Here is a 26601-nt window from a genome sequence, read left to right as displayed (position 1 = left end):
GTCGCCCGTGCCAGTCTGTCGATGACCTGGACGCGCAGGCACCGAGGGGGAGACGATCAGACATGAGCACGGGACACGGCCGGCAGCTGCTGGTGGGCACGACCAAGGGAGCTTTCGTCCTCGAGCCCAGGAGCGACGCGGAGGGGTCGTGGTCCGTGCGGGGACCGTTCTGCGACGGCTGGCCGATCAACCACGTGGTCGGCGATCCGGCCACCGGGACCATCTGGGCCGGGGGTGGTGGCGCCTGGAGCGGTGCAGGCATCTGGCGGTCAACCGACGGCGGTGACACCTGGACCCTGGCCAAGCTCACGACGGGCGAGCTGGACGCGTGAGCGGCCGAGGACCCGGCTTCGCCGAGAGCATCGGCTGGGAGTCCGTCGAGGCGCCCTTCGGCGACGAGTTCAGCCAGGTCTGGTGGCTCGGTCTCGCGGGCGAGCGGGTGTATGCCGGGACCAAGCCGGCCGCCCTGCTCGCCATCGAGGACGGCCGGGAGACGGACACGGTGGCCGGCGCCGTGCTCTCCCTGCTGTCCCGCCTGCCCTGACACCCGCTTAGGGGCGGGCGTGTCCGTGGCCGCGCCTATTCTCGTCCCATGGATGCCTCCGCGGTGCTGCGCCGGCTGGTGGAGACGATCGACGACCGGGCGTGGGATGACCTGCCCGGCCTCCTCGCGCCCGACTTCACCAGCACGCTCGCGCACACCCGCGAGCGCTTCGACCGGGACGGTTGGGTGCGCCTCAACGCCGACTACCCGGGCTTCGGTCGGGCGACGCTCGCCCAGATCGTCGGTGACGGTGACCGGGCTGCGGCGCGTGCCCACGTGGCGGGGATGATCGACGGCGTCGAGGCGCACTTCGAGGTCGCGATGTTCGCCACCACCCGCGACGGACTTGTCACCGAGATGGTCGAGGTGTGGGCGGACTGCGACGCCGACCCGCCAGCGGGGACCCGGCCAGCCCTCTGAGGTCGGGCCGCGGCGACGGTGTACGGGCAGGCGCGCGGTCAGGCGCCGAACGGGTCGACCAGTCGCGCGCCAGTCAGGGCGACGTCGCGTCCTGAGTCGGCGACCCTCTGGAAGTCCTCGTCCTGGCCGACGTCCGGTATCGAGGCGAGCGTCGCCCTGAAGCCGGCCCCACCCAGGACGGCCTCACGCAGGATCACGCGGTGCTCGGCCTCGGCCGAGCGTCCTCGGGCAGCGGCGCGCTTCTGCAGCGCTGCCACGACCTCGTCCTCGATGTTGCGCACGATGAGCTCAGCCACGGTCACCTCCTCAGAGAGATGATGTCAGTGTTGCCGCTGGGCCGCACGCGCCCCTGGGCGGCACCACCCGGGTGAAGACCGCGCCGATCGCCAGGTGCCCCGTGCCGGGCGACGTGCGCCGCTGGCCTGCGCCTCGGCATACCTGCACACGGTTGAGACTTGTGCACGTCGGTCCGCGCGGAGCCTTGACACTCATCGCGCGACCGATGACACTGATTGCACGATACGCACAGCGTTGCATATTACGCACCAAGAAGGGCGACCATGACCTCCTCCCTCCCCGACCGCTGCGACGTGCTGGTCATCGGTGCCGGCATCGTCGGCAACTCCCTGGTCCACCACCTCGCCGAGCTGGGATGGACCGACATCGTCCAGATCGACAAGGGACCGCTGCCCAACCCGGGCGGCTCGACCGGCCACGCGTCCAACTTCATCTTCCCGGTGGACCACAGCCGGGAGATCACCGACCTGACCCTCGACTCGATGCGGCAGTACGAGGACATGGGGGTGCTCACCACCTCCGGCGGCATCGAGGTCGCCCGCACCGAGGAGCGGATGGAGGAGCTGCGCCGGCGGATGAGCTCGGCGCGGGCGTGGGGGATCGAGTCGCGTCTCGTCACACCCGAGGAGATCGCCGAGATGGTGCCCTTCCTCGACCCCTCCGTCGTGGTCGGCGGCTTCTACACCCCGAGCGTCGGCGTCGTCGACTCGCTGCGCGCGGGCACGATCATGCGGGAGAGGGCGCAGGACAAGGGCGTGCTCACCACGGTCCCCAACGTGGAGGTCACGGGGATGACCGTCACCGAGGGCCGGATCAGCGCCGTCCAGACCGACAAGGGCGACATCGAGGCGCCCGTGGTCGTCATCGCCTGCGGGGTCTGGAGCCCCCGGCTGGCCCGGATGGCGGGTGCGCACATCCCGCTCACCCCTGCGGTGCACCAGATGATCTCCGTCGGCCCCTGCGAGCAGCTCGCCGACAAGCCCGGCGAGATCAGCTTCCCGATCATCCGCGACATGGACACCTTCTGCTACGAGCGGCAGCACGGCTCGGACATGGAGGTCGGGTCCTACGCCCACCGCGCGATCCTGCACGAGCCGGACGAGATCCCCTCGATCGCCCAGGCCAAGCTGTCCCCGACCGAGATGCCCTTCACCGAGGACGACTTCGACCCCCAGCTGGAGCAGGCGCTGGAGCTCATGCCCGAGCTGCTCGGCGACGAGCGCGCCGAGATCCGGTATGCCATCAACGGTCTCCTCTCGCTCACCCCCGACGGCGCTCCCGTCCTCGGCGAGACGCCCGAGGTCAAGGGCCTGTGGAGCTGCGCCGCGGTGTGGATCAAGGAGGGACCGGGCGTCGGCCGCGCGGTCGCCGAGTGGATGACCCACGGCATACCCGAGATCGACCTCGGCCACAGCGACATCGCCCGCTTCTACCCCCACCAGCGCACGCGTGCGCACGTCCGCGCCCGCACCTCCGAGGCCTTCAACAAGACCTACGGCATCGTCCACCCCGGCGAGCAGTGGGCCAGCTCGCGCCCGGTCCGGAAGTCGCCGATGCACGAGAGCCAGAAGGCGCTCGGCGCGGAGTTCTTCGAGGCCGTAGGCTGGGAGCGTCCGCAGTGGTATGCCTCGAACGAGCCGCTGCTGGAGGAGTTCGGCGACGCGGTGATGCCGCGCGAGCACGAGTGGGATTCGCGCTGGTGGTCCCCGATCATCAACGCCGAGCACCTGGCCCTGCGCGCCCGCGGCGGGATCGTCGACCTCAGCGCCTTCGCGATGTTCGACATCGTCGGGCCCGCCGCGCTGGACGCGGTGCAGCGGATCATCGTCGCGCAGGCCGACGTCGCGATCGGGCGGGTGATCTACACCCCGGTGCTCGACGAGCAGGGCGGCTTCCGCTCCGACCTCACCGTCATGCGGCTCGCGCACGACCGCTTCCGCGTCGTCACCGGTGGCGCGCACGGCATGGTCGACGCCAAGTGGTTCGCCGACCAGCTCCCCGAGGGTGCCTCGCTGGTCGACCTGACCTCGGCATACACGACGATCGGGGTCTGGGGCCCACGCGCCGGCGACGTCCTCGGGGCGGTCACCGACGACGACCTCTCGCCCGAGAGGTTCAGGTTCGGCACCTGCCGGCTCATCGAGGTCGGCGAGCTGTCGGTCCTCGCCTCGCGGATCTCCTACGTCGGCGAGTTCGGCTGGGAGCTGTATGCCCCGATCGAGACCGGTGCGGCCCTGTGGGACCGCTTGATCGAGGCCGGCCGCGAGCACGGCGTCGTGCCGGTCGGCATCGGGGTCTACACCGCGACCGGGCGCATCGAGAAGGGCTACCGCGCCTACGGCGCCGAGCTCGACTCGGAGCGGACCCTCGCCGAGACCGGCATGCAGCGGCCGAAGATCAAGGACGCCGACTTCATCGGCAAGCAGGCGGTCCTCGCGCAGGCCGACGAGGAGCCGCGAGCCGTGCTCTGCGCGCTGACTGTCGAGGACCACACCTCCGCGAGCGGGGTGAAGCGCTACATGCTCGGCGGCGAGCCGATCCTCACCCGCGAGGGCGAGCCGCTCACCGACGGCCACGGGCACCACCCCTACGTCACCTCCGCGGCCTCCGCGCCGAGCCTCGGCAAGCACGTGCTCATGGCCTTCCTGCCGCCGGCGCAGGCGAGCGTCGGGACCGAGCTGGCGGTCTCCTACATGGAGGAGCTCTACCCGGTCACCGTGGCAAGCGTCGATGCGACACCGTTGGTGGACCCCGACAACCTGCGGGTCAAGGGCCGGTATGCCGAGCTCGGGCAGGAGGACCCTCCCGCCGACCCCGACGGCGCCGACCGCACCCACGCGGTGGCCGAGCCGGCGGGGGTGGCGTGATGACCGACGTCCTGGTCTGCGTCAAGCGGGTGCCGGACACCTCCGGCGAGGTGGTGCTCACCGCGGACGGCGGCGGTGTCGACGGCCGGTATGCCGGGTGGACGATGAGCGCGCACGAGGAGTGCGCGGTCGAGCTCGGCGTGCAGGTCGCCGGGGAGACCGGCGGCTCGGTCACGGTGCTGACGCTCGGTGACGAGGACAGCGTCGAGCAGCTGCGCGCCGCGCTGGCCGTCGGGGCGCACGAGGCGGTGCGCATCGACGCGGTCGCCGACGACTACGGCCCGGCCGACGTCGCCACCGCCATCGCCGACGTGGTCCGCGCCCGGGAGGCCGACGGGTCCGGCTTCGGCCTCGTCCTCGTCGGCAACGACGCCGCCGACACCGGTGACCACCAGGTAGGGATCCGGCTGGCGCACCTGCTCGACCGGCCTGTGGTGGCCGGGGCGCAGGAGGTGACGCTCGCCGGTGAGCGGCTCGAGGTGCGCTCCAGCGTGTCCGGCCCGACCGAGGTCTACGACGTGCCGCTGCCGGCTGTGCTCACCGTCTGGGAGGGCGGCGTCGAGCCGCGCTACCCCAACATCAGCGGGCGGATGAAGGCCAAGAAGGCGCAGGTCGAGGTGGTCCAGCCAGGGTCGGCGCCGCAGGGGTCGGGCCGGCTGGGCCTGCGGGTGCTGCCACCACCGGAGAGCAATGTCGAGGTGCTCGGCGAGGGGGCGGCCGCCGCGCCGCGCCTGGTCGCCGTGCTGCGGGAGATCGGGGTCGTGCGATGAGCGTGCTGGTGGTCGTGGAGCCGGACGAGGCGGGCGAGGGCCTGTCGGTCGTGTCCCGGGAGACGTTGACCTTCGCCCGGCAGCTGCCCGGCGGAGACCGTCTCGACGCGGTCCTGGTGGGGGCGGTCGGGGATCCCGACGATCCTGCGCTCGCCCACTGCCGCGAGCACGGTGTCGGCACCGTCCACGTCAGCGACGACGACCGGCTGGAGCGGTATGCCGCCCGCGGCTGGTCCCGCGTCGTCGACGCCGCGGCCGGGGCGTCCGGCGCGGCCTACCTGCTCGCCGGCGGGACCCCGCGCGGCAACGAGGTGCTGGCCCACGTCGCCGCCGCCCGCGGCGTGCCGATGCCGTGCAACCTCGTCGCGGTCGTGCAGGCCGAGCCGCTGGAGGTGGAGCGCCAGGTCGTCGGTGGTGCGGTGCTGGAGCGCGTGGCGCTGGGCGCCGACGGCGGTCTCGCGGTGGCCTCGGTCGCCGGGCACGCGGTGGCCCCGGAGCCCGCGGCGACGCCGGGTGAGGCACGCGTGGAGCGCGTCGCGGCCGAGCTCACCGAGGCCGACCTGGCGGCCCAGGTGGTGCGCGTCGAGGAGCGTGAGGGTGGCGACACCTCCGCGCTGACCGGCGCCGACGTCGTCGTGGGAGCCGGCCGCGGCGTGGGCGGGGCCGACCAGTTCGCCGACGTCGAGCAGCTCGCCAGCCGGCTCGGTGGCGCGGTCGGGGTCTCGCGGGTCGTCACCAGCCTCGGCTGCGACCGCACCACGAGCAGGTCGGGCAGACGGGCAGCCGGATCTCGCCCGACCTCTACCTCGCCTGCGGCATCAGCGGCGCCATCCAGCACTGGGCCGGCTGCAGCTCGTCCAAGACCATCATCGCGGTCAACACCGACGCCGAGGCGCCCATGGTCACCAAGGCCCGGTATGCCGTCGTCGGGGACATGCACGAGGTGCTGCCCGCGGTGCTGGAGGAGCTGGGCTGAGGATGCCCGTCACGCCGGGCCTCAGCCCGGTGTGAGCAGGCCGGCCGAGCGCAGCCAGCGCTCGCCCTCCTCGAGGAAGCCGAGCCGGTGCAGCCAGACACCGGTGCAGACGCGCTCGACGAAGGCCCACGCCTCGACCCGGTCCGCGTCCAGCCCGAGCCGCGCGGCGACGCGGCCGACCTGCGCCCGGTGCCAGGAGCGCACGGCGCTCGCGGGCTCGCTGCGCGCCAGGGCCTCCAGCTCGGCCATGAGGTCGCGCAGCGCCACGCCGGCGTCGTACTCCCGCTCGCACAGGAAGCCGTCCGGGTCGATGAAGGCATACCCCGACCCCGGCCGCTGCAGCACGTTGAGGCTGTGCGCGTCGCCGTGGACCACCACCCGGTCCGTCAGCGGGGCGGCGACCAGCTCGCGGGCCAGGGCGGCCGCGTGGGCGAGGGCGCGGGTATGCGCCCGCACCCACCCGCGTCGGCGACCTCGGTCTCGACGATCGCGAGCAGCTGGCTGGCCTTCTCGCCGAGCTGCTCGTCCTGGGCGACCGCGAGCGGCAGCTCCCACGCGGACTCCAGCAGGTCGACGAGCACCTCCACCTGCGCGACGCCGTCCGGGACAGTCCTCGCCAGCGAAGGACCGAGCCGCTCCAGGAGCGCCGACCCGATGTCCTCGGCGTGGTCCAGCACCCGGCAGTAGCCGCGCCCGTTCGCGGCGGTCATCACCCGCACCTGCTGTGTCAGGTCGGTGCCCGCGTCGTCGAACTTCACCGCGGCGGGCGACCCGCCGCGACGCACCTCCAGCACGGGAAGGCCGACGCCGTCCAGGTGCGCGCGCTCGATCGCCAGGTCCCACCGGTCCACCGTGCGGGCCAGGACGTCGGGGAAGGAGTCGAGGATCGGTGCCGCCCAGTCCTGGTCCGCCCAGGGCCGGGCGCGGGCGAGCGCCACCACCTCCGCCTGATCCACGAGGTCGATCGTGCCAGACGCCGGACCCTAGACTCCCGCGTGTGCCCACCCCCGCTCCTCCCGCTGGACCGAGCCCGCGCGCACGGCTGCGCGCGGTCCTCGCGCTGCTCCTGACGAGCGCGCTGATGCTCGCCGCGGCGCCCTCGCTCGCGCTGACCGGCGACGAGGACGATCTCGGTGCCCGCGCGCTGCGGGGGGACGGGTGGAGCGAGCCCCGGGCGGAGTTCGACGACCTCACGCGCGACGCGCCGGTCTTCCCGACGACCCCGCCCATCAGCGCCGTCACGCGGATGTACCCCGCCTACTACGCCGACGGCTGCCACGTCGGGCGCAGCGGCACGACGATCCGGCCCGGGTGCGTCTACGGCGACCCCGACGGCGACGTCGAGGTGGCCGTCCTCGGATCCTCCAAGGTCGGGCAGTTTTTCCCGGCGCTGGAGGAGATCGCGCTGCGCGAGGGCTGGCGGTTGCGGATGTATACCAAGCTCGCCTGCTCCTTCACCGACGAGCCGGAGCCCTCCTACCCCGAGTGCGACGCCTACAAGGCCGAGCTGCGGGAGCACCTGGAGGACGACCCGCCCGATCTCGTCATCACCGGGGGGATGCGCCAGGACGTCGCCGACGGCTACGTGCGCACCTGGACCTGGCTGCGCGGGCTGGGGGTCGAGGAGGTCGTGGGGCTCTGGGACTCGCCCGGTCCCACCGGCGGCAACCCCGCCGCCTGCGTCGCGCAGGCGATCGAGGGGGGCGAGAGCCTGAGCTCGTGCGCGGTCTCCCTGCTGGAGTCGCGCAGCGGCAACCCCTCGATGCGGGAGGCGGCCGAGCGGGTGCCGGGGGCCCTGTTCGTCGACCTGCGCGACTGGGTATGCCCGCGCTCTTACCTCGCCCCGAGGTGCGCGGCCGTGGTCGGCCGCGCCCAGCTCTACGGCGGCGGGTCCCACCTCGTCCCGAGCTACACCGCCACCCTCACCGACCCCCTGCACCAGCGCCTGCATGAGACCGGGGTGGCGGCATACCGCCCCTCGGTGGACCGGGTGGGCGGCACCGACCGGTTCTCCACCGCGGCCCTGCTGGCGCGGTCCGCCGAGCCGGGCGGCCGGGTCTTCCTCACCAGCGGGCGCGACTTCCCGGACGCCCTGGCCGCCGCGGCCAAGGCGGGCGCCCGGGGTGAGGCCGTGCTCCTCACCGGTGGTGCCCGGCTGCCGGCGGCCACCCGCGCGGCGCTGCTGCGGCTCGAGCCGAGCGAGATCCTCGTGGTCGGCGGCGAGGGCGCCGTGCCCCGGACCGTCCTGGATGAGGCCGCCGAGCTGGCCCCGACGGAGCGGGTGTCCGGGCCCGGCCGCTACGAGACCGCCGCCGCCGTGGCCCAGGTGGAGCCCGTGCAGCGGCGGGGCAGCGTCTTCATCGCCACGGGGGAGGACTTCCCGGACGCGCTCGCCGCAGCCGCACGGGCCGGCCAGCAGGAGGCGCCCGTGCTGCTCGTGCGTCACGACGAGATCCCCGAGGCGACCGCGGCCGCGCTGCGTGACCTCGACCCCGCGCGCATCGTCGTCGTCGGCGGGGAGGGCGCGGTGGCCGGCACGGTCGAGGAGGACCTGGAGGAGCTCGGCAGCAGCGTGCAGCGGATCGGTGGGGATGACCGGTACGCCACCGCAGCCCTGCTCGCGGGCCGGGGTGCCGAGGTGCTGCACGTCGGGTCCGGTCTGACCTTCGCCGACGCGCTGGCGGCCGGGCCGGTCGCTGCCGCCCAGGGCGGCGCCGTCCTGCTGACGGCCCCGGGCAGGGTGCCGACCGCGACCCGGGAGGCGCTGGAGCGGATCGCGCCCGAGCGGCTCGTGCTCACCGGCGGGGCCGGCGCGGTCGGCGAGGACGTCCGGCGGACCCTCCTGCGGCTGACCTCCTGAGGGTCAGGTGCCTCAGAGGTCGGCGAGGAGGGCCGCCGGCTGCTCCACGCAGTCAGCCACGAACCGCAGGAACCCGCCCGCCGTGCCGCCGTCGCACACCCGGTGGTCGAAGGTGAAGGACAGCTGGGTGACCTTGCGGAGCTTCACCTTGCCGTGGTGCGCCCACGGCTTGTCGACGATGCGCCCCACGCCGAGCATCGCGGCCTCGGGGTGGTTGATGATCGGCGTCGAGCCGTCCACCCCGAAGACGCCGTAGTTGTTGAGCGTGAACGTGCCTCCCGTCAGCTGCGCGGGGGACAGCTTGCCGTCCCGGGCGCGGACCGTCAGCTGACGCAGCGCGGCGGCCAGCTCGGCCGTCGTCAGGGCGTCGGCGCCGTGGACGACGGGCACCACCAGGCCGCGTGGGCTCTGCGCCGCGAAGCCCAGGTTGACCGCGCCGTGGTGGACGATCTCGCCGGCCTCGGTGTCGACCGAGGAGTTGAGGGCGGGGTAGGCCCGCAGCCCGGCCACGGTGATCCGGGCGAGCAGGGGGAGCACGCCGATGCCCGCGTCGGGGCGGGCCGCCTTCAGCGCGTCCTTGGCCTTCATGAGCCGGGTGGAGTCGACGTCCACCCAGGTCGTGGCATCCGGGATCTCGCGGCGCGAGGTCGAGAGCCGCTCGACCATGAGCCGCTGCACCCCCTGGATCGGGATGCGCCGCTCCTCGCGACCGGGCACCCCTGCTGTCTGCTGTCCACCGCGACCCGACACCCCGTCGGTCAGGTCGTCCTGGCGACCGGACACCCCGTCGGTCCGCTCGAGGTATGCCGTGAGGTCGGCTTTGCGGATCACGCCGGTCGGGCCGGGCGGCACCTCGGCGATGTCGACGCCCCGATCCGCGGCCAGCCGGCGCACCAGCGGGGAGATGACGCGGACGGCGGCCGGGTGGTCCGGGCGGGCAGCAGGAGTGTTCGGTCGGGAGGTGGTGTCGCGGACGGACGGGGTGTCCGGTCGGGTCGCCGCGGCGCGGCGGCGTCGGCCGCCGGTGCGGGCGCGGCGGGCCGGGCCCTCGCCCGCGCCGTAGCCGATGAGCGGCCGCTCCGGCTCGTCCTCGGGCAGCTCGGCCCCGGCCCGCTCCTCCTCGCGGTACTGCTCACCGCCGGCTCCCTGCGGGCCGGCCTCGCCGTCGGCCCGCGAGCGGGCGCCCGCAGCAGTGTTGATGTCGGCACCAGCGCCGTCACCGGCGGCCACCTCGGCGCCGATCGTGATGAGCGGCTCGCCGACGGGCAGCACCTGCCCGGCCTCGGCGTGCACCTGGGCGACGGTGCCGGCATACGGGCAGGGCACCGACACCGCGGCCTTGGCGGTCTCGACCGTCACGACCTCCTGGTCGACGACGACCTCGTCACCAGCGCTGACGTGCCACTCGACGATCTCGGCCTCGGTGAGCCCCTCGCCCAGGTCGGCAGCCGGAAGACCTGCGTCATGCCGACACCTCGTGCTCGTGCGGGGTATGCGTGTGGTCGGGCTCGTCGTCCCACTGCAGCCGGGCGATGGTGTCGAGGATGCGGTCGACCCCGGGCAGGTGGGTGTGCTCCAGCTTGGGCGGCGGGTAGGGGATGTCCAGCCCGCTGACCCGCAGCACCGGCGCGGCGAGGCTGTGGAAGCAGCGCTCCTGCACCCGGGCGGCGATCTCGGCACCCATCCCGGCGAAGCCCTGCGCCTCGGCGAGCACGACGGCCCGCCCGGTCCGGCGCACCGAGGCCTCCACGGTCGCGTCGTCGAAGGGCACGAGTGTGCGCAGGTCGATGACCTCGACGTCCCAGTCCTCCTCGGCGGCGGCGACCTCGGCCGCCTTGAGCGCGGTCGCGAGCTGCGGGCCGTAGGTCACGAGTGTGACGTCGGACCCCTCACGGCGCACCGCGGCCTGCCCGATCGGCTCGGTGCTCGTGGGCAGCTCGAGGTCGGCCTTGGTGTAGTACTGGCTCTTCGGCTCCATGAAGACGACCGGGTCGTCGGAGGCGATGGACTCGCGCAGCAGCGAGTAGGCGTCGGCCGGCGTCGCGGGGGTGACGACGTGCAGCCCCGGGGTGTGGACGTAGTAGCCCTCGGAGGAGTCGCAGTGGTGCTCGACGCCGCCGATGCCCCCGGCATACGGGATCCGGATGACCAGCGGCATCGGCAGCGCGCCGCGGGTCCGGTTGCGCATCTTGGCGATGTGCGAGGTGACCTGCTCGAAGGCGGGGTAGCCGAAGGCGTCGAACTGCATCTCGACCACCGGCCGGAAGCCCTGCATGGCGAGCCCGACGGCGAAGCCGGCGATCCCGGCCTCGGCCAGCGGGGTGTCGACGCAGCGGTCCTCGCCGAAGTCCCGGGTGAGGCCGTCGGTGATGCGGAAGACGCCGCCGAGCGCGCCGACGTCCTCGCCCATGACGAGCACGTCCGGGTCCTCGGTCAGCGCGTCGCGCAGCGCGGCGTTGAGCGCCTTGGCGTAGGTGGTCGGGCTCATCTCGCGTCCTCCGTCTGGGTGCTCCCGTGCGCCGCCGTGGCGGTGCCCGCGAGCTCGGTGCGGACCATCTCGCGCTGCTCGCGCAGCTGCGGCGTGGGCTCGGCATACACGTGGTCGAAGAGCTCGAGCGGCTCCACGGTCGGCTCGGCGTTCATGCGGGTCCGCAGGTCGGCCGCGAGCTCCTCGGCCTCGGCGCGCACCTCCTCGATCCGGGCGTCGTCGAGGTGCCCCTGCTCGACGAGGTATGCCTGGAGCCGGACGATCGGGTCCTGCCCGGTCCACCCGTCGACCTCGTCCTTGGTGCGGTAGCGGGTCGCGTCGTCGGCGTTGGTGTGCGCCTCCATGCGGTAGGTGTGCGCCTCGACGAGGACCGGGCCGTGCCCGGCCCGGGCGTGGGCATACGCCTCCCGCATGACGGCGAGCACCGCGGCCGGGTCGTTGCCGTCGACCTGCTCGCTGCGCACGCCGTAGCCGACGCCCTTGTAGGCGAGCGCCGGGGCCTTGGTCTGCTTGGCGAGCGGGACGGAGATGGCGTACTTGTTGTTCTGCACGAGGAAGACCGTCGGGGCCTCGAAGACGGCGGCGAAGTTGAGGCCCTCGTGGAAGTCGCCCTCGCTGGTCGCGCCGTCGCCGATGAGGCACAGCGCGAGCGCGTCGGTGCCGCGGCGGGCGAGCCCGTGGGCGGCACCGGCGGCGTGGACCGCCTGGGTGGCGAGCGGGGTGCACTGGGGGGCGGTGCGGGTGGCCTGCGGGTCGTAGCCGCAGTGCCAGTCACCGCGCAGCAGCGTCAGCACCTGGACCGGGTCGATGCCGTGGGTGACCAGCGCCATCGAGTCGCGGTAGGTGGGGAAGAGCCAGTCCTGCTCGCCGAGCGCCAGGATGGGCGCGACCTGGCAGGCGTCCTGGCCGCGGGAGCTGGGGTAGACCGCGAGCCGGCCCTGCTTGGTCAGCGCGGTCGCCTGGGCGTCGAAGCGGCGGCCGATGACCATCGCGCGCCAGACGGCGAGCAGGTCCTCGGCCTCCGGCATCGCGTAGCCGCGCTCGCGGGCCTGCTCGCTCGGCTCCACGGCGGTGCCGTCGGCGGCGATCAGCTGCACCGGCTCGGGGCAGGGCAGCAGGTGGGTGATGTCGCTCATCATCGAGTCCTCACGGCTAGACGTCTGACCGATATCGTCCCGCGCGCTCGCACAGGCGGACCACTCCTGCCGTAGATTGCGGACATCTGGCAGGATCGAGGTATGCCTGAGGACCGATCGTCCGATCAGTCACCGGCCGCGGCATCGCTTACCGGACAGGTGGCGCCGGCGCTCGACGACACGGACCGCGCGATCGTCGCCGAGCTGCGCCGGGACGGACGGCTGTCGGTGCGCGCGCTCGCCGAGCGGGTCCACATCAGCCGGGCGACGGCATACACCCGGCTGGAGCGGTTGCACCGGGACAAGGTGATCACCGGTTATGCCGCGCAGGTCGACCCCGACAAGCTCGGCCTGGCGACCGCGGCCTACGTGTCGGTCTCGATCGAGCAGGGGAGCTGGCGGGAGGTGCTCGACGCCCTCGAGGTGCTGCCGCGGGTGGAGCGGGTGGCGCTGGTGGGCGCGGAGTTCGACATGCTCGTCGAGGTGCGGGCACGCGACAACCACGAGCTGCGCGACGTCGTGCTCGGCCGGATCCAGGGGGTGCCCGGGGTCCGCGCCACCCGGACCTGGCTGATCTTCGAGGAGTGGGAGCGCTGAGCGGCATGGTGTCGATCGTCCTGGTGGTGGCCCTCGCGGTCCTCGCCTTCAGCGTGCTGGCCGGGCGGCTCGCGGGCACCCCGGTCACGATGCCGATGCTCTTCACCACCGCCGGACTCCTGCTCGGCCCGGCTGTGCTGGATGTCGTGCGGCTCGACGTGGAGGACGAGGTGGTGAGCGTCCTGGCGGAGGCGACGCTGGTCCTGGTGCTCTTCACCGACGCCTCCCGGCTCGATCTGCGGACCGTGGTCCGCGAGCACAGTCTGGCGCTGCGGCTGCTGCTGATCGGGCTGCCGGCGGCGGTGCTCATCGGCACCGGGGTGGGGTGGCTGCTGCTGCCCTCGATGCCCCTCATCGCGCTGGCCCTCCTCGCCGCCACGCTGGCACCCACCGACGCCGCGCTCGGCCAGTCCTTCGTGGAGAGCCCCTCGGTGCCCCAGCGCATCCGCCAGACGCTCAACGTCGAGAGCGGGCTCAACGACGGTTTGGTGGTCCCCTTCGTCGTGATCCTCATCGACGTCGCCCTGGCGCAGACCGACACCGCGGCGGGGTATGTCGTCCTGCTCGCGCAGATCGTCGGCCTGGGTGTGCTCGTCGGCGGGCTGACCGGCTGGCTGGGTGGGCGGCTCCTGGGCTGGGCGCACGAGCGGTCGTGGACGACCGCACCGTCACTGCGGCTCGGGGTGGTGGCGGTGGCCGGCTGCTCCTACGCAGCGGCCGAGCTGATGGGCGGCAACGGCTTCGTCTCCGCCTTCGTGGCCGGCGCGGTCCTCGGGGCGACGTCCCGCCCCGTGCTGGAGCACACCACCACCTTCGCGCAGTCCGAGGGCCAGCTGTTGACGTTGCTCACCTTCCTGCTCTTCGGTGGCGCGATCGCCAGTGACCTCGTCGCCGACCTCGACCCGGGCCACCTGATCTACGCGCTGGCCAGCCTGCTGGTCGTGCGGATGCTGGCGACGACGGTGGCGCTGCTGGGCAGCGGGGTGAGCGCGCCGACCGTGCTCTACGTCGGTTGGGCCGGGCCGCGGGGGCTGGCGTCGATCGTCTACGCCGTCCTCGTGGTGACGACGGCGGGCCTGCCCCGGTCGGAGGAGATCTTCGTGATCGCCGGGTGGACCATCCTGCTCAGCGTCTACCTCCACGGGCTCAGCGCGGCCTGGATCAGCCGGCGCTACGGGGACCGGGTGAGCCAGGCGCCCGAGGACCGCCCCGAGCACCGGAGCATCAGCCTGCTGCCGCTGCGCCTGCAGCGGGCGGAGCACCGCTCCCGCTGAGACGTGCTCTCAGCGTGGCGCTCAGAGCGAGGCGGCGGCGAGCTTGACGCCGAAGCCGACGAAGACCGCGCCGACGAGCCCGGTCAGGCCGCCCGAGGTGCGGCGGTGCCGGCGGAAGCCGCGGGCGAGCGCGGTGCCGCCCACGATGAGCAGGCCGAGGTAGATCATGCTCAGCACCTGCATCGTCGTCGCGAGCACGAGGAAGTCGAGCAGTGGCCGGGCCGAGTCCGGGCGGAGGAACTGCACGAAGAAGGCGACGAAGAACAGGATGGCCTTGGGGTTGAGCAGGCTCAGCACCAGCGCCGTGAGGAAGGAGCCGCCGCGCCGGGGCGGGGCCACCGTCTCCTCCGCCGTCGCGGGCTGCTGCTGGCCGAAGGCGGCGATGCCGGCCCGCACCAGGCGCCAGCCGATCCAGGCGAGGTAGGCCGCGCCGAGGTACTTCACGACGCTGAAGACCACGGGGTTGCCCTGCAGCAGCGAGGCGGCGCCGAGGAAGGTGAGCCCCATGAGCACCGAGTCGCCCACAAAGACACCGGCCGCGGCCGACCAGCCTCGACCGATGCCGCGACGGGCCGCCTCGGACAGCACGAACATCGAGTTCGGCCCGGGCAGCAGGATGATGAGCAGCGCGGCGACGAAGAACGTCCCGTAGTCAGGGATCCCCAGGAGCACCGCACCAGCGTAGGGCCACCGAGCACGTCGGGGAAAAACCCGTGCGCCGCTGCCTCGCGGGCCCTACCGTGGCGACGTGACCGACGATCCTGGAGCAGAGGCATACCGGCTGCGCGCCGTGCGCGACGGCGACGCCGCGGCCGTGCTCGAGGCCTTCCGCAGCGCCCCGGACATGGCGCGCCAGGGCGAGGTCAGCGATCTCGGGTCGGCGCGGGGTTACGTCACCTGGCTGCAGGCGGAGGGGAGGCGAGGGTATGCCGTGACCTGCGCCGCCCGGCTCGTGGGCGTGGTCGGCGTCATCGTGGACCAGGTCAACCGCACCGGGTGGGTCTTCTACTGGATGCACGCCGGGCACCGTGGCCGGCACGTCATGGGGCGGGCCGTCGCCACGGTGTGCGACCGCCTCCTGGCCGTCGGTCTGGAGCGGCTCGAATTGGGCCACCGGGTCGACAACCCGGCCTCCGGCGGGGTGGCCCGGGCGGCTGGCTTCCTGCCGGAGGGGCGCGAGCGGGGGAAATTCCTCATCGACGGCGAGCGGGTGGACGTCCTGACCTACGGCCGGCTCAGGAGTGACCCGGCATCCAGGCACGCACCTCTCGAGGTCGAGGTGCAGCCCGACGTCGCGGGTATCCACAGCCTGCTGTAACACACATGTCTTACATCCCGGTAGCCTGCCACCATGAGTCTCGTGAACGTACGGATCAGTGGGGCGGCGGAAACAGCGTTGCAGGAGCTGACGGCGAACGGCCTGAGCGTGTCGGAGGCTGTCCGCGACGCCTTGGTGATGGCCGCGCGGCTGCGGCGGCGCGAGCGGATGCGCGTCGAGGCGCTACGCGCGATGGCGGACCCCGACGACCGGGCAGCGGTGCGCCGCGTGATGGAGGACTGGGACGATGCTGGCGCGCGGTGACGTCTACGAGGTGCCGCACGATCGTCGAGCGCGAGGACATGAGCAGCGGGGGCGCAGGCTCGGAGTCGTCGTGCAGTCCGAGGACCTTCCGCTCTCCACGGTGATCCTCGCGCCGACGTCGGTGTCGGCGCCCGAGCGCACCTTCCGACCCTCGATCTCGATCGGCGACCGACCGACGCGCGTGCTCGTCGAGCAGCTGCGGGCCGTCGACACCGGTCGGCTGGGCGCCCGGGTCGGGCACCTCACTGCTGCTGAGATGGCGACGGTGGAGGACGCGCTCGACATGGTCCTGGCGCTCGACCTGCGCCGGCACTGAAATGTCGCGACCCTGTCAGCCCTGACGGTCCCGCCAGCGGGCCTGCTTGTTGCGGTTGCCGCAGACGTCCATCGAGCACCACTGGCCGGTGCGGGAGCGGGACCGGTCGTAGAACGCCCACCGGCAGCTGTCGTCACGGCAGGCCTTGAGGCGTGACCACGTCCCGTCGGCCAGGGCGTCGCCAACGATCGCCAGGAGCCGCCCGGCGAGGCCGCGCGCTCCGGTGGCGCCCACCTCCAGCGTGATGCCGACCGTGCCCAGAATCGGACGGGCCCGCGACCAGAGGAGGGCGTCGTCGAGGCTCTGCCGGACGCAGGGCGGCACTGGCGCGCGGTCGTGGTTGGCCAGCAGGCCGGTCCGCATCGCCTCGCGCAGGTCCCGCAGCCGCGCCAGCTCGGACCGCGACGCCGGCTCGGGTATGCCTTGACTCACCGCCCAGGTGGCCCATGACTCCGCGTCGGCCAGCTGGTCGACGTCGGCCTCGACGTCGAGCGTGTTGACGAAGCTGCGCACCAGCTCGAGCTGGCCCGGGGCGCTCGGGGCAGGTCGTGTCGGCATACCTCATCCTAACCGGTGACCGACCGACACCGGTTGCGGCGACGGGTGATGCTTGAGTAACTTTCATTCGCATGACAAAGGTTACAAGCGCGTGGGTGAACCGTGACTACCGTCGGGTGTGGGGCGCGAGCACGGCGGGTGCCGTCGGCGGCGAGATCGGGGAGCTGGCGCTGCCGGTGCTGGCGCTCGTCACGCTCGGGGCCAGCGCGCAAGAGCTGTCGTGGGTGCGCACCGCGACCTTCCTGCCCTACCTGCTGCTCACGCTGTGGCTCGGGGTGCTCGTGGACAACCGGCGGCGTCGCCCGCTGATGATCGGGGCCGAGCTCGGGCGGGCCGGCCTGCTGCTGACGGTGGGGGTCCTGGCGCTGACCGGCCAGCTCACCGTGCCGCTCCTGGTGGCCGCGACCTTCGCGGTGGGCGCGCTGGCGGTGCTCCACATGCTCGCGGACTTCTCCTTCCTGCCCCACGTCGTCACACCGAAGCAGCTGCCGGACGCCAACGCGCGGATCACCGCGACGCAGTCGGCCGTCGGCATCGGCGGGTCCGGCCTGGGTGGTGCGCTCGTGCAGGCGGTGACGGCGCCGGTCGCCGTGCTGGTCAACGCCGCGACCCATCTCGTCTCGGCGCTGCTGCTGCGCCGCGTCCGGCTGGCGGAGCCGGAGGTGGAGCCCTCGGAGGGAGGCACGCTGGCGCAGGCGAAGGAGGGTCTGGTCACGATGTTGCGCCACCGCGTCGTGCGGGCGCTGGCCGCGGAGGCGACGGTGTGGAACCTCGGCAACGAGGTCTTCATGCTGGCGCTGACCGTCGCCGTGGTGGGCGGGCGCAGCGACGGCCCGCTCGCGCTCGGGCTGGTCCTCATGGCGGGAGGGGTCGGGGCCTTCCTCGGGGCCGGACTGAGTGCCCGGCTGACCGGCTGGGCGGGCTACGGAGCTCGCTCGTGGTGTCCATGCTGCTGGGCAACACCGCCCCGCTGGTCGGGGTGCTGCTCAGCGGGAGCACGAGCCTGCGGTCCCTGGTCGTGCTGGCGGTGGCCTTCCTGGTCTCCGGGCTCGGCATCGGGGTGGCGAACTCGCAGGCGGTGACGGTGCGTCAGCTCGCGGTGCCCGCTCGGCTGCGGGGGCGGGTCAACTCGGCCTACCGGTTGCTCTCCTGGGGTGCGCTGTCGGTCGGGGCGCTGGTCGCCGGCGTGCTCGTGACGGTGTGGGGCGCCTGGCCGACGGCGCTGGCCGGCACGGTGCTCATGGCGGTGGCGACGCTCCCGGTGGCGCTCTCCCCGGTGCGGGGTATGCGTGACCTGGACGACGAGCCGGAGCCCACGCCCGCCGCGACGCCCCAGGAATAGTGTCCGCGCGTGGGCGTTCTCCCTGCCGTGCGTCACTGACGCACGGTCCCGACCCGAGGAGGACGACCCCATGCGTGCAGCGAGCTACGAGACCTTCGGCGGAGCCGACGTCCTGACCGTGGGCGAGCGGCCCGACCCGCCGGTCGGCCCCGACACCGTCCTCGTGCGGGCCCGCGCGACCAGCGTCAACCCGGTCGACTGGAAGATCCGGGAGGGCTACCTGCAGGGCGCCTACCCGCACCACCTGCCGATCGTCCCCGGCTGGGACGTCGCCGGGGTGGTCGAGGCGGTCGGCCCCGCCGTCCGCACCGGGCTGCAGGTCGGCGACCGGGTCTGGGGCTACGTCCGCCGTGACGACGTCTCCCACGGCACGGCCGCCGAGCTCGTCCCCGCCCCGGAGCGCACGGTGTCGCGTATGCCGGAGGGCCTGTCCTTCGAGGAGGCCGCCGCGATGCCGCTGGCCGGACTCACGGCATACCAGGTGCTGACCGAGGCGCTGCAGGTCCAGGCCGGCGACCGGGTGCTCGTGCACGCGGCCTCCGGTGGCGTCGGCCATCTCGCGGTCCAGATCGCGGCTGCGCTCGGAGCCGAGGTGATCGGCACCGCCTCGCCCGCGCACCACGACCTGGTCCGCCGTCTCGGCGCCTCCGAGGTCCTCGACCACCACGCCGGGCCGGTCAGCGAGCAGCTCGCCGAGCCCGTCGACGCCGTCCTCGACCTCGTCGGCGGGGACGCGCTGGCGGATGCGCCCGCTCAGGTGAAGGACCCCAGCCGCGTGGCCTCCGTCGTCGACGCCGAGACCGTGCTCGGCCTCGGCGGACAGTATGTCTTCGTCCGCCCCGAGCGGGAGCACCTGGAGGCGCTCGCCGAGCTCGTGGCGGCCGGCTCGCTGCGGGTCAACGTGGCGCGCACCTTCGACCTGGCTGACATCGCCGAGGCGCACCGTCTCTCCGAGCAGGGCAGCCCCGGCGGCAAGATCGTCGTGACGATCTGAGGTGGACGGGAGCGACGGCCGGCGGCGGCGGTCGGCTCAGCCCACCCAGTGCTGCTCGGGCAGCGCGTGCGAGAGGAAGTGGCTCATCGCCTGGGTGTAGGCGTAGGCACCGGTCTGCCCGAAGACCACGACGTCACCAGGGCGGAGGTCGGTGGGGAGGTCGCCGGTCCCCACGCGGTCCAAGGACGTGCACAGCGGCCCGGCCAGCGTGGCGGCCGAGGACTCGCCCGCCAGCACCCCCTCGCCGTTGCGGACGGCCAGCGTCGGAAACGACTGCCCGGTCAGCAGCGGCCGGAGCAGGTGGTTGATCCCGCCCTCGAGCATGACGAACCGCTCGCCGCGGGAGACCTTCGTCCGCACCACGCGCGCGGCGTAGACCCCCGTCGGGCCGGACAGCCAGCGACCCGGCTCCAGCAGCAGCTCACCGGTGAACCAGTCGTTCTCGGCCAGGATCCGACCCAGCCCGGCGCCCAGGGCGCGGACGTCGAGCGTCGGCTCGGTGAGGGCATACCGGATGCCGAGCCCGCCGCCGATGTCGATCAGGTCCAGCTCGCGACCCACCAGCTGTTGCAGCCGCTGCCCGATCCGCAGCGCGGTGCGGTGGTTGGCCAGCAACCTGCCCGCGTCCAGCTCGTTGCTCGCGGCGAAGACCTGCAGCCCCCTGATCTCGACCCGGTCGTAGCGGGCCGCCTCCGTCACGAAGTCCTCCATCACCTCCTCGTCGACGCCGAAGGCGCTCGGGCCTCCACCGCCGATGATGGTCGCGACCTCCGACACACCCGCGGCAGGGTTGACGCGGACGTTGACGGGCAGCGGGTGGTCCCCGGTGTGCAGGTCGTGCAGCCGCGCCACGTCCTCGATCCCGTCGACCTGGATCCGGGCACCGGCAAACAGCGCCGCTTGCAGGTCGCGCTCGGTCTTGGCCGGTCCGGCGAAGACCATGCCCCGCCCGGTCGCGCCGGCCGCCAGCGCGGTCGAGACCTCGCCCGCGCTCGCGCAGTCGAACCATGCGCCCTGCTCGGCGAAGGTCTCCAGGAGCGGCAGCCCCGGGTTGGACTTCACGGCATACGCGAGCCGGACCCGGGCCGGGAGCGCGGCCCGCAGCCCGGTGAAGCGCTCCCGCGCCGCGGCCAGGTCGTAGGCGAAGAACGGCGTGCCGTGCCGGGTCGTGAGCTCGTCCAGCCTCGCCTCGTCGAAGGCGAACAGGTCGGTCGTCGCAGCGGTCAAGATCATGCCTTCCACCAGGGCGCCAGGCGCCGCAGTCCTTCCTCGAGATCCTCCACCGGCCCGCCGAGGCTCACCCGCAGGAAGCCCGACCCGCGCGCGCCGAAGGCGGTGCCGGGGATCGTGGTCACGCGGCCCTCGTCGCGTAGTCGCAGCGCGAAGGCCTCGGTGCCGTCGGGGTCGATGCCCTCCGGGAGCGGGAGCCAGAGGTAGAACCCCACCCGTCCCGCACTTCTGGACCGAGCTTTCTGGGGCCCGTCGCCCAGAAACCGATGTCCATTTGCGCAGGGGGCCAGTCGCGCGACCGCGTCCCAGCGCAGGCGGAGCTGCTCGCGCGCCGCAGGAAGCACCTCGCCCGCGGCCTCGAGCAGCGCGAGCGCGGCGCGCTGGGACAGTCGGGAGGGTGCCGTGGTCATCGCGTTGTGCACCAGCCGGGCGGGCGCGAGCACCTCGGGGTCACCGGTCGCCCAACCGATCCGCAGCCCGGGCGCGCCGAAGGCCTTGCTCATCGACCCCAGCACCACGCCCACGTCCGTGACGTCGCGCAGCGAGGCAGGCGGCTCGTCGACCCACAGCTCGGCATACACCTCGTCGCTCACGAGGAGCACGTCGCGCTCCGCGCACGCCTCGGCGACCCGCTCGAGCGCGCCGGAGGAGGTCAACCCGCCGGTCGGGTTGGCGGGGTGGTTGAGCACGACCAGGGAGGTATGCCCGTGCTCGCACAGCGCCGCGAGCAGCGCGTCAGCGTCGAGGTCACCGTCCGGGCCGAGCGGGTAGCCGACCGGCGTCGCGCCGCACAGCCGGGCGAGGGTGGGGTAGGCGACGAAGCCGGGGTCGGGCGCGAGCACGGCCGATCCGGGCTCGGCATACGCCTGGAAGAGCGCGAAGAGCGCCGCCTGGCTGCCGGCGGTGACCATGACCCCGTCCGGACCGACCGTGTCCGCACCGCGGGCCTGGGCGTAGCCGGCGATCGCGTCCACCAGCGCCGGGTCGGAGGTGTTGGGCCCGTAGGACAGGTCGACCGAGCCCTCGTCCGGACGCACGGCCTGTCCGGTCGGCAGCGGCCACCCGGGCTCGCCGAGCCCGAGGTTGACCGCGTCCGGCGGGGCTCCGAGCGCCATGCGTCGGATGGGTGACAGGCCCTGGCCCGCCACCCGCGAGGCCGTCCTCACCGCAGCGACTCCTCGAGCGCCGTGGCGGCGTCGGTCGCGGTGTCGCGGTACTTCACGATCACCGGGGCGTAGAGCGAGAGCCCGAGGACGTCGGCGTAGTCGCCGCGCGCCGGGCGGGAGCCGGGCACGACGACGGCGCGCTCGGGCACCTCGCCGCGCAGCTCCCGCTGGTCGACCAGGTCGTAGATCGTCGTCCCCGAGGTCAGCGTGACGCCCGGTGCCAGCACGGCACCGCGACGGACGACCACGCCCTCGTAGAGCCCGCACTGCGCCCCGACGAAGACGTCGTCCTCGACGACGACCGGGCGGGCACCGACCGGCTCGAGCACGCCACCCAGCTGCACGGCCGTGGACAGGTGCACCCGCTCGCCGACCTGCGCGCACGACCCGACGAGCACGTGGCTGTCGACCATCGAGCCGGCGCCGACACGCCCGCCGACGTTGACATAGCTCGGCGGCATGACGACGACCCCGGGCGCGAGGTGCGCGCCGCGGCGGACGGCGGTGCCGCCCGGCACGAGGCGTATGCCGTCGCCCGCCGTGATCCGGCGCGCCGGCACGAGCGACTTGTCGACGCTGCCGCCCGGCCAGTCGAGCTCGACGGTCTCGCTGAGCCGGAAGGCGGCGAGGATGCCGCGCTTGACCCAGCCGTGCGCGGCCCAGGTGCCGTCCTCGGCGCGGCGGGCGGCCCGGATCGAGCCGTCCTCCAGCCCGGCGAGCAGCTCCTCCACGTGCTCCACCGTCGGATCGATGCCGCGGCCCTCGGCGAAGACCTGATGCAGGGAGGTGCCGTCGGTCGTGTCCTGCGGAGTCATGGACTCCATGGTGCCGACGGTGCTCACGACGCCAGCGCCGAGGTGTCGTGCGGCACGGCGACCCGCTCCGGCAGCCGTCCGATCGACGCCGAGCCGCTGCGGCGGGAGGTCTGCAGGTCGGCGAGGGCGGTCTGGACCTGCGACCAGGTGTCCGGCTCGGCGGGGGAGAGCGGCAGCCGTACCTGTGCGGTGGCCAGGCCGAGGCACGCCAGCGCGGCCTTGACCGGCACCGGGTTGGTCTCGGCGAACATCGCCGCCATCGTCGGTGCCAGCAGCGCAGCGCTCTCGCGAGCGAGGGGCAGATCACCGGCCATCGCGGCGTGCACGAGGCGCCGGGTCTCGGTCGGCACCACGTTGGCGCACACCGAGACCAGCCCCTGCGCGCCGACGGCGATGCCGGCCAGCGCGAGGTCGTCGTCCCCGGCGAGCACCGCACGGCCCTGCGGCGCCTCCTGGCACATCCGGGCCACCTGGCGCAGGTCGCCCGAACTCTCCTTGATCGCGACGACCTGGTCGATCTTCCAGATCGCCCGCAGCGCCTCGGGAGTGATGTTGCAGCCGGTGCGGCCGGGCACGTTGTAGGCGATGATCGGCAGCCCCGGCGCCGCGTCGGCGACGGCGCGGTAGTGCGCCACCAGGCCACTGACCTGGGGCTTGTTGTAGAACGGCGTGACGACGAGCAGGGCGTCGGCCCCAGCGGCCGCAGCCTGCCCGGCGAGCTCGCAGGTGCGCTCGGTGTCGTTGTGCCCGACCCCGACGACGACCGGGATGCGGCGGTCGTCCCGGCGGGCCAGCTCGACGGCCTGGCGCACCAGCGCGTGCCGCTCGACGTCGGTGACCGTGGCGGCCTCGCCGGTGGAGCCGAGGACGACCAGCCAGTCGACGCCCCGCCCGTCGGCGATCACGTGCTCGACGAGGCGGCCGAAGGCGTCGTGGTCGACAGCGGGCTTCGCGAGCCGCCCACGGCGTCGGTCCCGGTCGTGAACGGCGTCGCCAGGGCGACGCCGAGACCCGTGAACGGTGCTGCGGTGAGGCTGCTGCTCATGCTGTCTCCTTCAGGTGGTCCTCGGCGAGGTCGTCGAGGGTGAACAGGCCCGGTCCGGGCCGGTCGGTGAGCCAGAGTGCGGCCGTCAGGGCGCCGGTGGCGAAGAGGTCGCGGTCGTGCGCGGTGTGCCGGAGGGTGATCGTCTCGGTGGGGGAGGCGAGGGTGACCGCGTGCTCGCCCACGACCTCCCCGAGTCGCAGGCTGGTGGTCTGGACCTCCGCTGCGCCCTCACCGGCAGCGTCGGCCAGCGCGTCGCGCAGGGAGAGCGCGGTGCCGCTAGGTGCGTCGACCTTGTGGCGGTGATGGGTCTCGGTGACTGCGAGGTCGACCGGTATGCCCGCAGCGCGGTGCGCGGCGGCATACCCGCCGAGCAGTCTGCTCACGCGGCGGGCGAGGGCGACACCGAGGGAGAAGTTCGGTGCGACGAGCACCCGCACGCCCAGCTCGGTGTCGAGCAGCGCGGGGTCGAAGCCGGTCGCGCCGACCACGAGATCGGTGCCGCTGCGCTGCGCCCACGCGAGGTGCGCGGCGACGGCCGTGCCGGTGCTGACGTCGATCGCGACGTCCACCGCCTCCCGTGCCTCGGGGTCGCTGCTCCCCACCGCCCAGACGACGTCGACGTTGTCCCGGGAGTCGGCGAGCCGCCGGATCGCCGAGCCGAGGCGTCCGGTGCCGAAGAGTCCGATGCGGGTGGGCACCGGACGAGTATGTCGGCGCTCACGGAAGCCTCGCAAACGGCGTTTTCGCAGGTCAGGGCACCTTTCCTGTCAAGACGCCACTTCGCCGCAAGATGTCCTTCCGGGCTCCAGGCGCGCTCGCCGTCCTCCCGCCGCGCCGCGCAAAGTTGGTACGCCGCGCGGGCCCTCAGAGAAGGGTCAGGGCTGGACGAGACCGGTCTTGTAGGCCAGGGCGACGAGCTGGGCGCGCTCGGAGCTGCCGGTCTTCATGAGCAGCCGGGAGATGTGGGTCTTGATCGTCGCCTCGGAGACGTAGAGCTGCCGGGCGAGGTCGGTGTTGGAGGGCGCGTCGCCCATGAGCTTCAGCACCTCGAGCTCGCGCGGGGAGAGCAGGTCGAGGTCCGGCAGCCCCCGGGCGTCCCGCGGTGCCGTGTCGCGCAGCGTCTCGATGACCTTGCCGGCCACGCTCGGGTCGATCCAGGACTCGCCCGCGGCGACCTGCCGGATCGCGTCGGGGAGCCGGCTGGGGGCGGCGTCCTTGAGCATGTAGCCCGACGCCCCGGCCCGCAGCGCGCCGTAGAGCGCATCGTCGTGGTCGAAGGTCGTGAGCATGAGGACAGTCGTGACGGCCCCCTGCTCGGGACACTCCTGCACGATCCGGCGGGTCGCCTCGATGCCGTCCGTCCCCGGCATCCGGATGTCCATGACGACGACGTCGGGCGAGGTCTGCTCGGTCAGCGCGACCGCCTCGTCGCCGTCCGCGGCGAGGCCGACCACCTCGATGTCGCCGTGCACGCCGAGCAGCATCTCCAAGCCCTCGCGGACCTCCTGCTGGTCGTCGGCGATCACGACCGTGATGCTCACTCCCGCCCCGCCGTGCCGGGTGCCGGCCGCTCGGCCGGGCCTCCGCTCGTGGGCGGCCGCACCGGCAGGACGGCGGTGTTGATGAACTCCTCACCGGACCACCCGGCCTCAAAACTCCCGCCGACGAGCCCTACCCGCTCGCGCAGCCCGCGGAGCCCGGTGCCGCCGTTGGGCGTCCCCGGACGCATCCCGTGGCTGGCGCGGGAGCGGACCTGCACCTGCAGCTCGGTGTCCTGCCACGCGAGGTAGACGTCCACGAGCGCACCGCGCCCTGCGTGCTTGAGCGCGTTGGTGAGCGACTCCTGCACCACCCGGTATGCCGCCGCGCCCACCGACGGGTCGACCGTCCGCGCGTGTCCCGAGCGGTGGACCTCGACGATGAGACCGCTGCTGCGCGGCACCTCCACCAGGGCGTCGATGTCGTCCAGCCCGGGCTGGGCGCTGGGGGCGTGGTCGAGGTCGAGGCTGCTGGGCAGGTGGTCGTGGATCTGGTCCTCGCGCAGCGCGCCGAGCAGCCGGTGCAGCTCGCGCATGCTCTGCGCCCCGGTCGACTCGATGGTGCCGAGCGCGCGCTGGACCGTGTCGAGCCGCGCGTCGTCCGGTGCGTCCTTCGCGACGGACTGGCTCATGGCGCGGGCACCGGCGGCCTGCATCATCATGGCGCTGACCGAGTGGGCGACGATGTCGTGCAGCTCGCGGGCGATGCGTTGCCGCTCGGCGTGCGCGGCCTCCTCGGCGCGGACGTCGATCTCACCGTGCAGGTCCCGGTTGCGCTCGTGCGAGAGTCGGTCGCGGGTCGCGACCCCCCAGGCGGTCATCACGACGACGGTGAAGAACACGCCGGGGAAGATCCAGTCGAGCGGCGTGGGGTCGTCGTAGGACCTGTGCACCGCGAGCACCACCATGGGAACCGTGGTCAGGGCAATCGCCAGCGCCAGCAGCGAGTGCCGTAGGTTGCCGCGCCGTGCGGCGCTGTGCAGGGCGACCAGGACGCAGAAGATCGGCTGCGCCGTCGTGAAGACCAGCATGGCGGCGATCGAGATGCCGGTGGTCGCCAGCAGGACCGGCAGCGGATAGCGCCTCCTGACGAAGAGGAGAGCGACCATGACGAGCACGGCTGGCGCCATGGCCAGACCCGAGATCTCCATGCCGCCGAAGGTGCGCAGCGGACCGGACAGCACTCCGGCGGTCCCGAGGTCGAGCAGCCCGGCCGTCAGCACGGCCAGGACGTTCGCCGCCTGACCTGCTCGTCGCCAGTGCTGCTGCGCTGGGGTCCGTCGTACCTCAGGAGCAGTTCCGGTCACGACCACTCCTTCCGTGGTTCGTCATCAATGCAGATGACGGGTCTAGCACATCGAGGGGAAGAGCTTGCACCACCAGGGCTTGGAGGTCAGCGAGGCGAGACCGACCACCCGAGGCTGCGTCCACCCGGGGACGGCCCGCGCGAGGCGGAGCGCCACCATACTCTCGTCGCCCTCGGCAGGGATCACCTCGGTCACGTCGATCTTGGTGTGCTCGCCCCTGTCGCCCCCTGCCGCGACAGGGACGAGCACGACGTGCAGCGGAAGCGACGGGGTGGGCTCCCTGTAGCCCACCCGCATCACGGCGTGGTCCGAGGTGACCAGCTCGGCCTGACCTAGGGTCCGGCCAGAGTGTCCCTCTGCATCTCCCTCGACGACACGCACGTGATCCTGTGACTGCACGCGCCCCAGTCTGGTGTGGTCACCAGACCGGGGCGTCATCCTGCAGACGGATTTCCGTGAGGTCAGTGGCGGAGACCGTC

32 protein-coding genes and 1 pseudogene are annotated in these 26601 nt (G+C 73.2%); 15 read left to right on the top strand and 18 right to left on the bottom strand.

Annotated elements, in window-relative coordinates; translation table 11 throughout:
* Positions 1-62: 62 nt before the first annotated feature.
* The 3 genes from BJF80_RS19065 to BJF80_RS09200 are packed head-to-tail and all read left to right on the top strand — an operon-like array spanning position 63 to position 964.
* Entirely contained in the window at positions 63-332 is a 270-nt protein-coding gene (locus tag BJF80_RS19065; protein WP_075813070.1) for a hypothetical protein, read from the top strand.
* Positions 329-544: a hypothetical protein gene (locus BJF80_RS19060; protein WP_075813068.1), complete on the top strand. Its 216-nt coding sequence runs from the start codon at positions 329-331 to the stop codon at positions 542-544. The genes BJF80_RS19065 and BJF80_RS19060 overlap by 4 nt, the downstream gene beginning before the upstream one ends.
* A gap of 48 nt (positions 545-592) precedes the next feature.
* The gene (locus tag BJF80_RS09200; protein WP_075813066.1) at positions 593-964 is read left to right on the top strand and encodes a nuclear transport factor 2 family protein; all 372 of its coding nucleotides are present in this window, start codon (positions 593-595) and stop codon (positions 962-964) included.
* 38 nt (positions 965-1002) lie between these two features.
* Here BJF80_RS09200 and BJF80_RS09195 read toward each other — a convergent pair whose 3' ends face one another.
* Positions 1003-1260, bottom strand: a complete 258-nt coding sequence (locus BJF80_RS09195; protein ID WP_075813064.1) for a FitA-like ribbon-helix-helix domain-containing protein — start codon at positions 1258-1260, stop codon at positions 1003-1005.
* A gap of 264 nt (positions 1261-1524) precedes the next feature.
* Here BJF80_RS09195 and BJF80_RS09190 point away from each other — a divergent pair, with 264 nt between their 5' ends.
* The 3 genes and pseudogenes from BJF80_RS09190 to BJF80_RS09180 form a co-directional block, all read left to right on the top strand.
* Positions 1525-4128, top strand: a complete 2604-nt coding sequence (locus BJF80_RS09190) for a GcvT family protein (protein WP_237767516.1) — start codon at positions 1525-1527, stop codon at positions 4126-4128.
* On the top strand, positions 4128-4898 hold the full coding sequence (locus BJF80_RS09185) for an electron transfer flavoprotein subunit beta/FixA family protein (protein ID WP_075813062.1): 771 nt from the start codon (positions 4128-4130) through the stop codon (positions 4896-4898). Before BJF80_RS09190 ends, BJF80_RS09185 begins: the two co-directional genes overlap by 1 nt.
* Positions 4895-5688, top strand: a pseudogene (locus tag BJF80_RS09180) (electron transfer flavoprotein subunit alpha/FixB family protein); the annotation flags it as partial. The gene BJF80_RS09185 and the pseudogene BJF80_RS09180, both read left to right, overlap by 4 nt.
* Positions 5689-5699: 11 nt before the next feature.
* Here BJF80_RS09180 and BJF80_RS20770 read toward each other — a convergent pair.
* From BJF80_RS20770 to BJF80_RS18405, 3 genes are all read right to left on the bottom strand, one after another.
* Entirely contained in the window at positions 5700-5834 is a 135-nt protein-coding gene (locus BJF80_RS20770; protein WP_269087402.1) for a hypothetical protein, read from the bottom strand.
* A gap of 61 nt (positions 5835-5895) precedes the next feature.
* Positions 5896-6330, bottom strand: a complete 435-nt coding sequence (locus BJF80_RS18410; protein ID WP_075813060.1) for an aminoglycoside phosphotransferase family protein — start codon at positions 6328-6330, stop codon at positions 5896-5898.
* Positions 6261-6830 carry a hypothetical protein gene (locus BJF80_RS18405; RefSeq protein WP_075813058.1) on the bottom strand — a complete coding sequence of 190 codons (570 nt, stop codon included), beginning with the start codon at positions 6828-6830 and terminating at the stop codon, positions 6261-6263. The genes BJF80_RS18410 and BJF80_RS18405 overlap by 70 nt, the downstream gene beginning before the upstream one ends.
* 41 nt (positions 6831-6871) lie before the next feature.
* On the opposite strand from BJF80_RS18405, the gene BJF80_RS09165 reads away from it, so the two are divergent.
* Positions 6872-8734, top strand: coding sequence for a cell wall-binding repeat-containing protein (locus tag BJF80_RS09165; RefSeq protein WP_143554054.1), 1863 nt, complete (start codon positions 6872-6874; stop codon positions 8732-8734).
* Positions 8735-8746: 12 nt separating this feature from the next.
* On the opposite strand, the gene BJF80_RS09160 is transcribed toward BJF80_RS09165, so the two are convergent.
* Genes BJF80_RS09160 through pdhA form a run of 3 tightly spaced genes read right to left on the bottom strand, consistent with a single transcriptional unit; the run spans position 8747 to position 12358 of the window.
* Positions 8747-10147 (bottom strand): dihydrolipoamide acetyltransferase family protein, encoded by a 1401-nt coding sequence (locus BJF80_RS09160; protein ID WP_321166389.1) that lies wholly within the window; start codon positions 10145-10147, stop codon positions 8747-8749.
* A gap of 49 nt (positions 10148-10196) precedes the next feature.
* Complete coding sequence (locus tag BJF80_RS09155) at positions 10197-11222, bottom strand: alpha-ketoacid dehydrogenase subunit beta (protein ID WP_075813054.1); 1026 nt, start codon at positions 11220-11222, stop codon at positions 10197-10199.
* Entirely contained in the window at positions 11219-12358 is a 1140-nt protein-coding gene (gene pdhA, locus BJF80_RS09150) for a pyruvate dehydrogenase (acetyl-transferring) E1 component subunit alpha (protein WP_143553741.1), read from the bottom strand. Before pdhA ends, BJF80_RS09155 begins: the two co-directional genes overlap by 4 nt.
* A gap of 102 nt (positions 12359-12460) precedes the next feature.
* Here pdhA and BJF80_RS09145 point away from each other — a divergent pair, with 102 nt between their 5' ends.
* Positions 12461-12955, top strand: a complete 495-nt coding sequence (locus BJF80_RS09145) for an Lrp/AsnC family transcriptional regulator (protein WP_075813050.1) — start codon at positions 12461-12463, stop codon at positions 12953-12955.
* 5 nt (positions 12956-12960) lie between these two features.
* Positions 12961-14229: a cation:proton antiporter domain-containing protein gene (locus BJF80_RS09140; protein ID WP_143554053.1), complete on the top strand. Its 1269-nt coding sequence runs from the start codon at positions 12961-12963 to the stop codon at positions 14227-14229.
* A gap of 21 nt (positions 14230-14250) precedes the next feature.
* Here the strand turns inward: BJF80_RS09140 and leuE are convergent, their stop codons facing one another.
* A complete protein-coding gene (gene leuE, locus BJF80_RS09135; protein ID WP_075813048.1) occupies positions 14251-14901 on the bottom strand; it encodes a leucine efflux protein LeuE in 651 nt (216 codons plus the stop codon).
* Positions 14902-14977: 76 nt separating this feature from the next.
* Between leuE and BJF80_RS20765 the strand changes: the two genes are divergently transcribed.
* The 3 genes from BJF80_RS20765 to BJF80_RS09120 are packed head-to-tail and all read left to right on the top strand — an operon-like array spanning position 14978 to position 16127.
* Positions 14978-15547 (top strand): GNAT family N-acetyltransferase, encoded by a 570-nt coding sequence (locus BJF80_RS20765; RefSeq protein WP_083673571.1) that lies wholly within the window; start codon positions 14978-14980, stop codon positions 15545-15547.
* A gap of 33 nt (positions 15548-15580) precedes the next feature.
* Positions 15581-15811, top strand: coding sequence for a hypothetical protein (locus BJF80_RS09125; RefSeq protein ID WP_022925731.1), 231 nt, complete (start codon positions 15581-15583; stop codon positions 15809-15811).
* Complete coding sequence (locus BJF80_RS09120) at positions 15795-16127, top strand: type II toxin-antitoxin system PemK/MazF family toxin (RefSeq protein ID WP_022925730.1); 333 nt, start codon at positions 15795-15797, stop codon at positions 16125-16127. The genes BJF80_RS09125 and BJF80_RS09120 overlap by 17 nt, the downstream gene beginning before the upstream one ends.
* Positions 16128-16142: 15 nt before the next feature.
* Here BJF80_RS09120 and BJF80_RS09115 read toward each other — a convergent pair whose 3' ends face one another.
* Positions 16143-16685 carry a CGNR zinc finger domain-containing protein gene (locus BJF80_RS09115; protein ID WP_075813046.1) on the bottom strand — a complete coding sequence of 181 codons (543 nt, stop codon included), beginning with the start codon at positions 16683-16685 and terminating at the stop codon, positions 16143-16145.
* Positions 16686-16780: 95 nt separating this feature from the next.
* Between BJF80_RS09115 and BJF80_RS09110 the strand changes: the two genes are divergently transcribed.
* The 3 genes from BJF80_RS09110 (at position 16781) to BJF80_RS09100 (ending at position 19021) form a co-directional block, all read left to right on the top strand.
* On the top strand, positions 16781-17767 hold the full coding sequence (locus BJF80_RS09110) for an MFS transporter (RefSeq protein ID WP_075813044.1): 987 nt from the start codon (positions 16781-16783) through the stop codon (positions 17765-17767).
* Positions 17713-18027 carry an MFS transporter gene (locus BJF80_RS09105; RefSeq protein ID WP_187344363.1) on the top strand — a complete coding sequence of 105 codons (315 nt, stop codon included), beginning with the start codon at positions 17713-17715 and terminating at the stop codon, positions 18025-18027. Before BJF80_RS09110 ends, BJF80_RS09105 begins: the two co-directional genes overlap by 55 nt.
* Before the next feature lie 70 nt (positions 18028-18097).
* Positions 18098-19021, top strand: a complete 924-nt coding sequence (locus BJF80_RS09100) for an NADP-dependent oxidoreductase (RefSeq protein WP_075813040.1) — start codon at positions 18098-18100, stop codon at positions 19019-19021.
* Between the two features lie 36 nt (positions 19022-19057).
* Here the strand turns inward: BJF80_RS09100 and BJF80_RS09095 are convergent, their stop codons facing one another.
* The 9 genes from BJF80_RS09095 to BJF80_RS09060 all read right to left on the bottom strand — a co-directional run bounded on the left by BJF80_RS09095 (position 19058) and on the right by BJF80_RS09060 (position 26521).
* Positions 19058-20254 carry a type III PLP-dependent enzyme domain-containing protein gene (locus tag BJF80_RS09095; RefSeq protein WP_075813038.1) on the bottom strand — a complete coding sequence of 399 codons (1197 nt, stop codon included), beginning with the start codon at positions 20252-20254 and terminating at the stop codon, positions 19058-19060.
* Positions 20251-21366: a pyridoxal phosphate-dependent aminotransferase gene (locus BJF80_RS09090; RefSeq protein WP_143554051.1), complete on the bottom strand. Its 1116-nt coding sequence runs from the start codon at positions 21364-21366 to the stop codon at positions 20251-20253. The genes BJF80_RS09095 and BJF80_RS09090 overlap by 4 nt, the downstream gene beginning before the upstream one ends.
* A gap of 47 nt (positions 21367-21413) precedes the next feature.
* Positions 21414-22259 (bottom strand): 2,3,4,5-tetrahydropyridine-2,6-dicarboxylate N-succinyltransferase, encoded by an 846-nt coding sequence (locus tag BJF80_RS09085; protein WP_237767515.1) that lies wholly within the window; start codon positions 22257-22259, stop codon positions 21414-21416.
* On the bottom strand, positions 22256-23137 hold the full coding sequence (gene dapA, locus BJF80_RS09080) for a 4-hydroxy-tetrahydrodipicolinate synthase (protein ID WP_075813034.1): 882 nt from the start codon (positions 23135-23137) through the stop codon (positions 22256-22258). The genes BJF80_RS09085 and dapA overlap by 4 nt, the downstream gene beginning before the upstream one ends.
* Entirely contained in the window at positions 23134-23277 is a 144-nt protein-coding gene (locus BJF80_RS19285) for a hypothetical protein (RefSeq protein WP_202817178.1), read from the bottom strand. Before BJF80_RS19285 ends, dapA begins: the two co-directional genes overlap by 4 nt.
* Complete coding sequence (locus BJF80_RS09075) at positions 23274-23975, bottom strand: 4-hydroxy-tetrahydrodipicolinate reductase (RefSeq protein WP_075813032.1); 702 nt, start codon at positions 23973-23975, stop codon at positions 23274-23276. The genes BJF80_RS19285 and BJF80_RS09075 overlap by 4 nt, the downstream gene beginning before the upstream one ends.
* Before the next feature lie 177 nt (positions 23976-24152).
* On the bottom strand, positions 24153-24803 hold the full coding sequence (locus tag BJF80_RS09070) for a response regulator transcription factor (RefSeq protein WP_237767514.1): 651 nt from the start codon (positions 24801-24803) through the stop codon (positions 24153-24155).
* A gap of 11 nt (positions 24804-24814) precedes the next feature.
* Complete coding sequence (locus BJF80_RS09065; RefSeq protein ID WP_075813028.1) at positions 24815-26038, bottom strand: sensor histidine kinase; 1224 nt, start codon at positions 26036-26038, stop codon at positions 24815-24817.
* A 126-nt stretch (positions 26039-26164) separates the two neighbouring features.
* On the bottom strand, positions 26165-26521 hold the full coding sequence (locus tag BJF80_RS09060; protein WP_075813026.1) for a hypothetical protein: 357 nt from the start codon (positions 26519-26521) through the stop codon (positions 26165-26167).
* Positions 26522-26601: the final 80 nt, after the last annotated feature.

The sequence above is a fragment of the Serinicoccus sp. CUA-874 genome, assembly GCF_001942225.1.
Classification (GTDB): Bacteria; Actinomycetota; Actinomycetes; order Actinomycetales; family Dermatophilaceae; genus Ornithinicoccus; species Ornithinicoccus marinus.
This window is presented reverse-complemented; position numbering and strand designations above follow the sequence as displayed.

Coding starts and splice junctions, on each gene's coding strand:
- BJF80_RS09140 (WP_143554053.1), top strand. CDS start 12,961: ATGGTGTCGATCGTCCTGGTGGTGGCCCTCGCGGTCCTCGCCTTCAGC.
- BJF80_RS09185 (WP_075813062.1), top strand. CDS start 4,128: ATGACCGACGTCCTGGTCTGCGTCAAGCGGGTGCCGGACACCTCCGGC.
- BJF80_RS09155 (WP_075813054.1), bottom strand. CDS start 11,222: ATGAGCCCGACCACCTACGCCAAGGCGCTCAACGCCGCGCTGCGCGAC.
- BJF80_RS09095 (WP_075813038.1), bottom strand. CDS start 20,254: ATGATCTTGACCGCTGCGACGACCGACCTGTTCGCCTTCGACGAGGCG.
- BJF80_RS09145 (WP_075813050.1), top strand. CDS start 12,461: ATGCCTGAGGACCGATCGTCCGATCAGTCACCGGCCGCGGCATCGCTT.
- BJF80_RS09190 (WP_237767516.1), top strand. CDS start 1,525: ATGACCTCCTCCCTCCCCGACCGCTGCGACGTGCTGGTCATCGGTGCC.
- pdhA (WP_143553741.1), bottom strand. CDS start 12,358: ATGAGCGACATCACCCACCTGCTGCCCTGCCCCGAGCCGGTGCAGCTG.
- BJF80_RS20770 (WP_269087402.1), bottom strand. CDS start 5,834: ATGTCCCCGACGACGGCATACCGGGCCTTGGTGACCATGGGCGCCTCG.
- BJF80_RS09120 (WP_022925730.1), top strand. CDS start 15,795: ATGCTGGCGCGCGGTGACGTCTACGAGGTGCCGCACGATCGTCGAGCG.
- BJF80_RS09090 (WP_143554051.1), bottom strand. CDS start 21,366: ATGGCGCTCGGAGCCCCGCCGGACGCGGTCAACCTCGGGCTCGGCGAG.
- BJF80_RS09115 (WP_075813046.1), bottom strand. CDS start 16,685: ATGCCGACACGACCTGCCCCGAGCGCCCCGGGCCAGCTCGAGCTGGTG.
- BJF80_RS09100 (WP_075813040.1), top strand. CDS start 18,098: ATGCGTGCAGCGAGCTACGAGACCTTCGGCGGAGCCGACGTCCTGACC.
- BJF80_RS19065 (WP_075813070.1), top strand. CDS start 63: ATGAGCACGGGACACGGCCGGCAGCTGCTGGTGGGCACGACCAAGGGA.
- BJF80_RS09125 (WP_022925731.1), top strand. CDS start 15,581: ATGAGTCTCGTGAACGTACGGATCAGTGGGGCGGCGGAAACAGCGTTG.
- BJF80_RS09200 (WP_075813066.1), top strand. CDS start 593: ATGGATGCCTCCGCGGTGCTGCGCCGGCTGGTGGAGACGATCGACGAC.
- BJF80_RS19285 (WP_202817178.1), bottom strand. CDS start 23,277: ATGAGCAGCAGCCTCACCGCAGCACCGTTCACGGGTCTCGGCGTCGCC.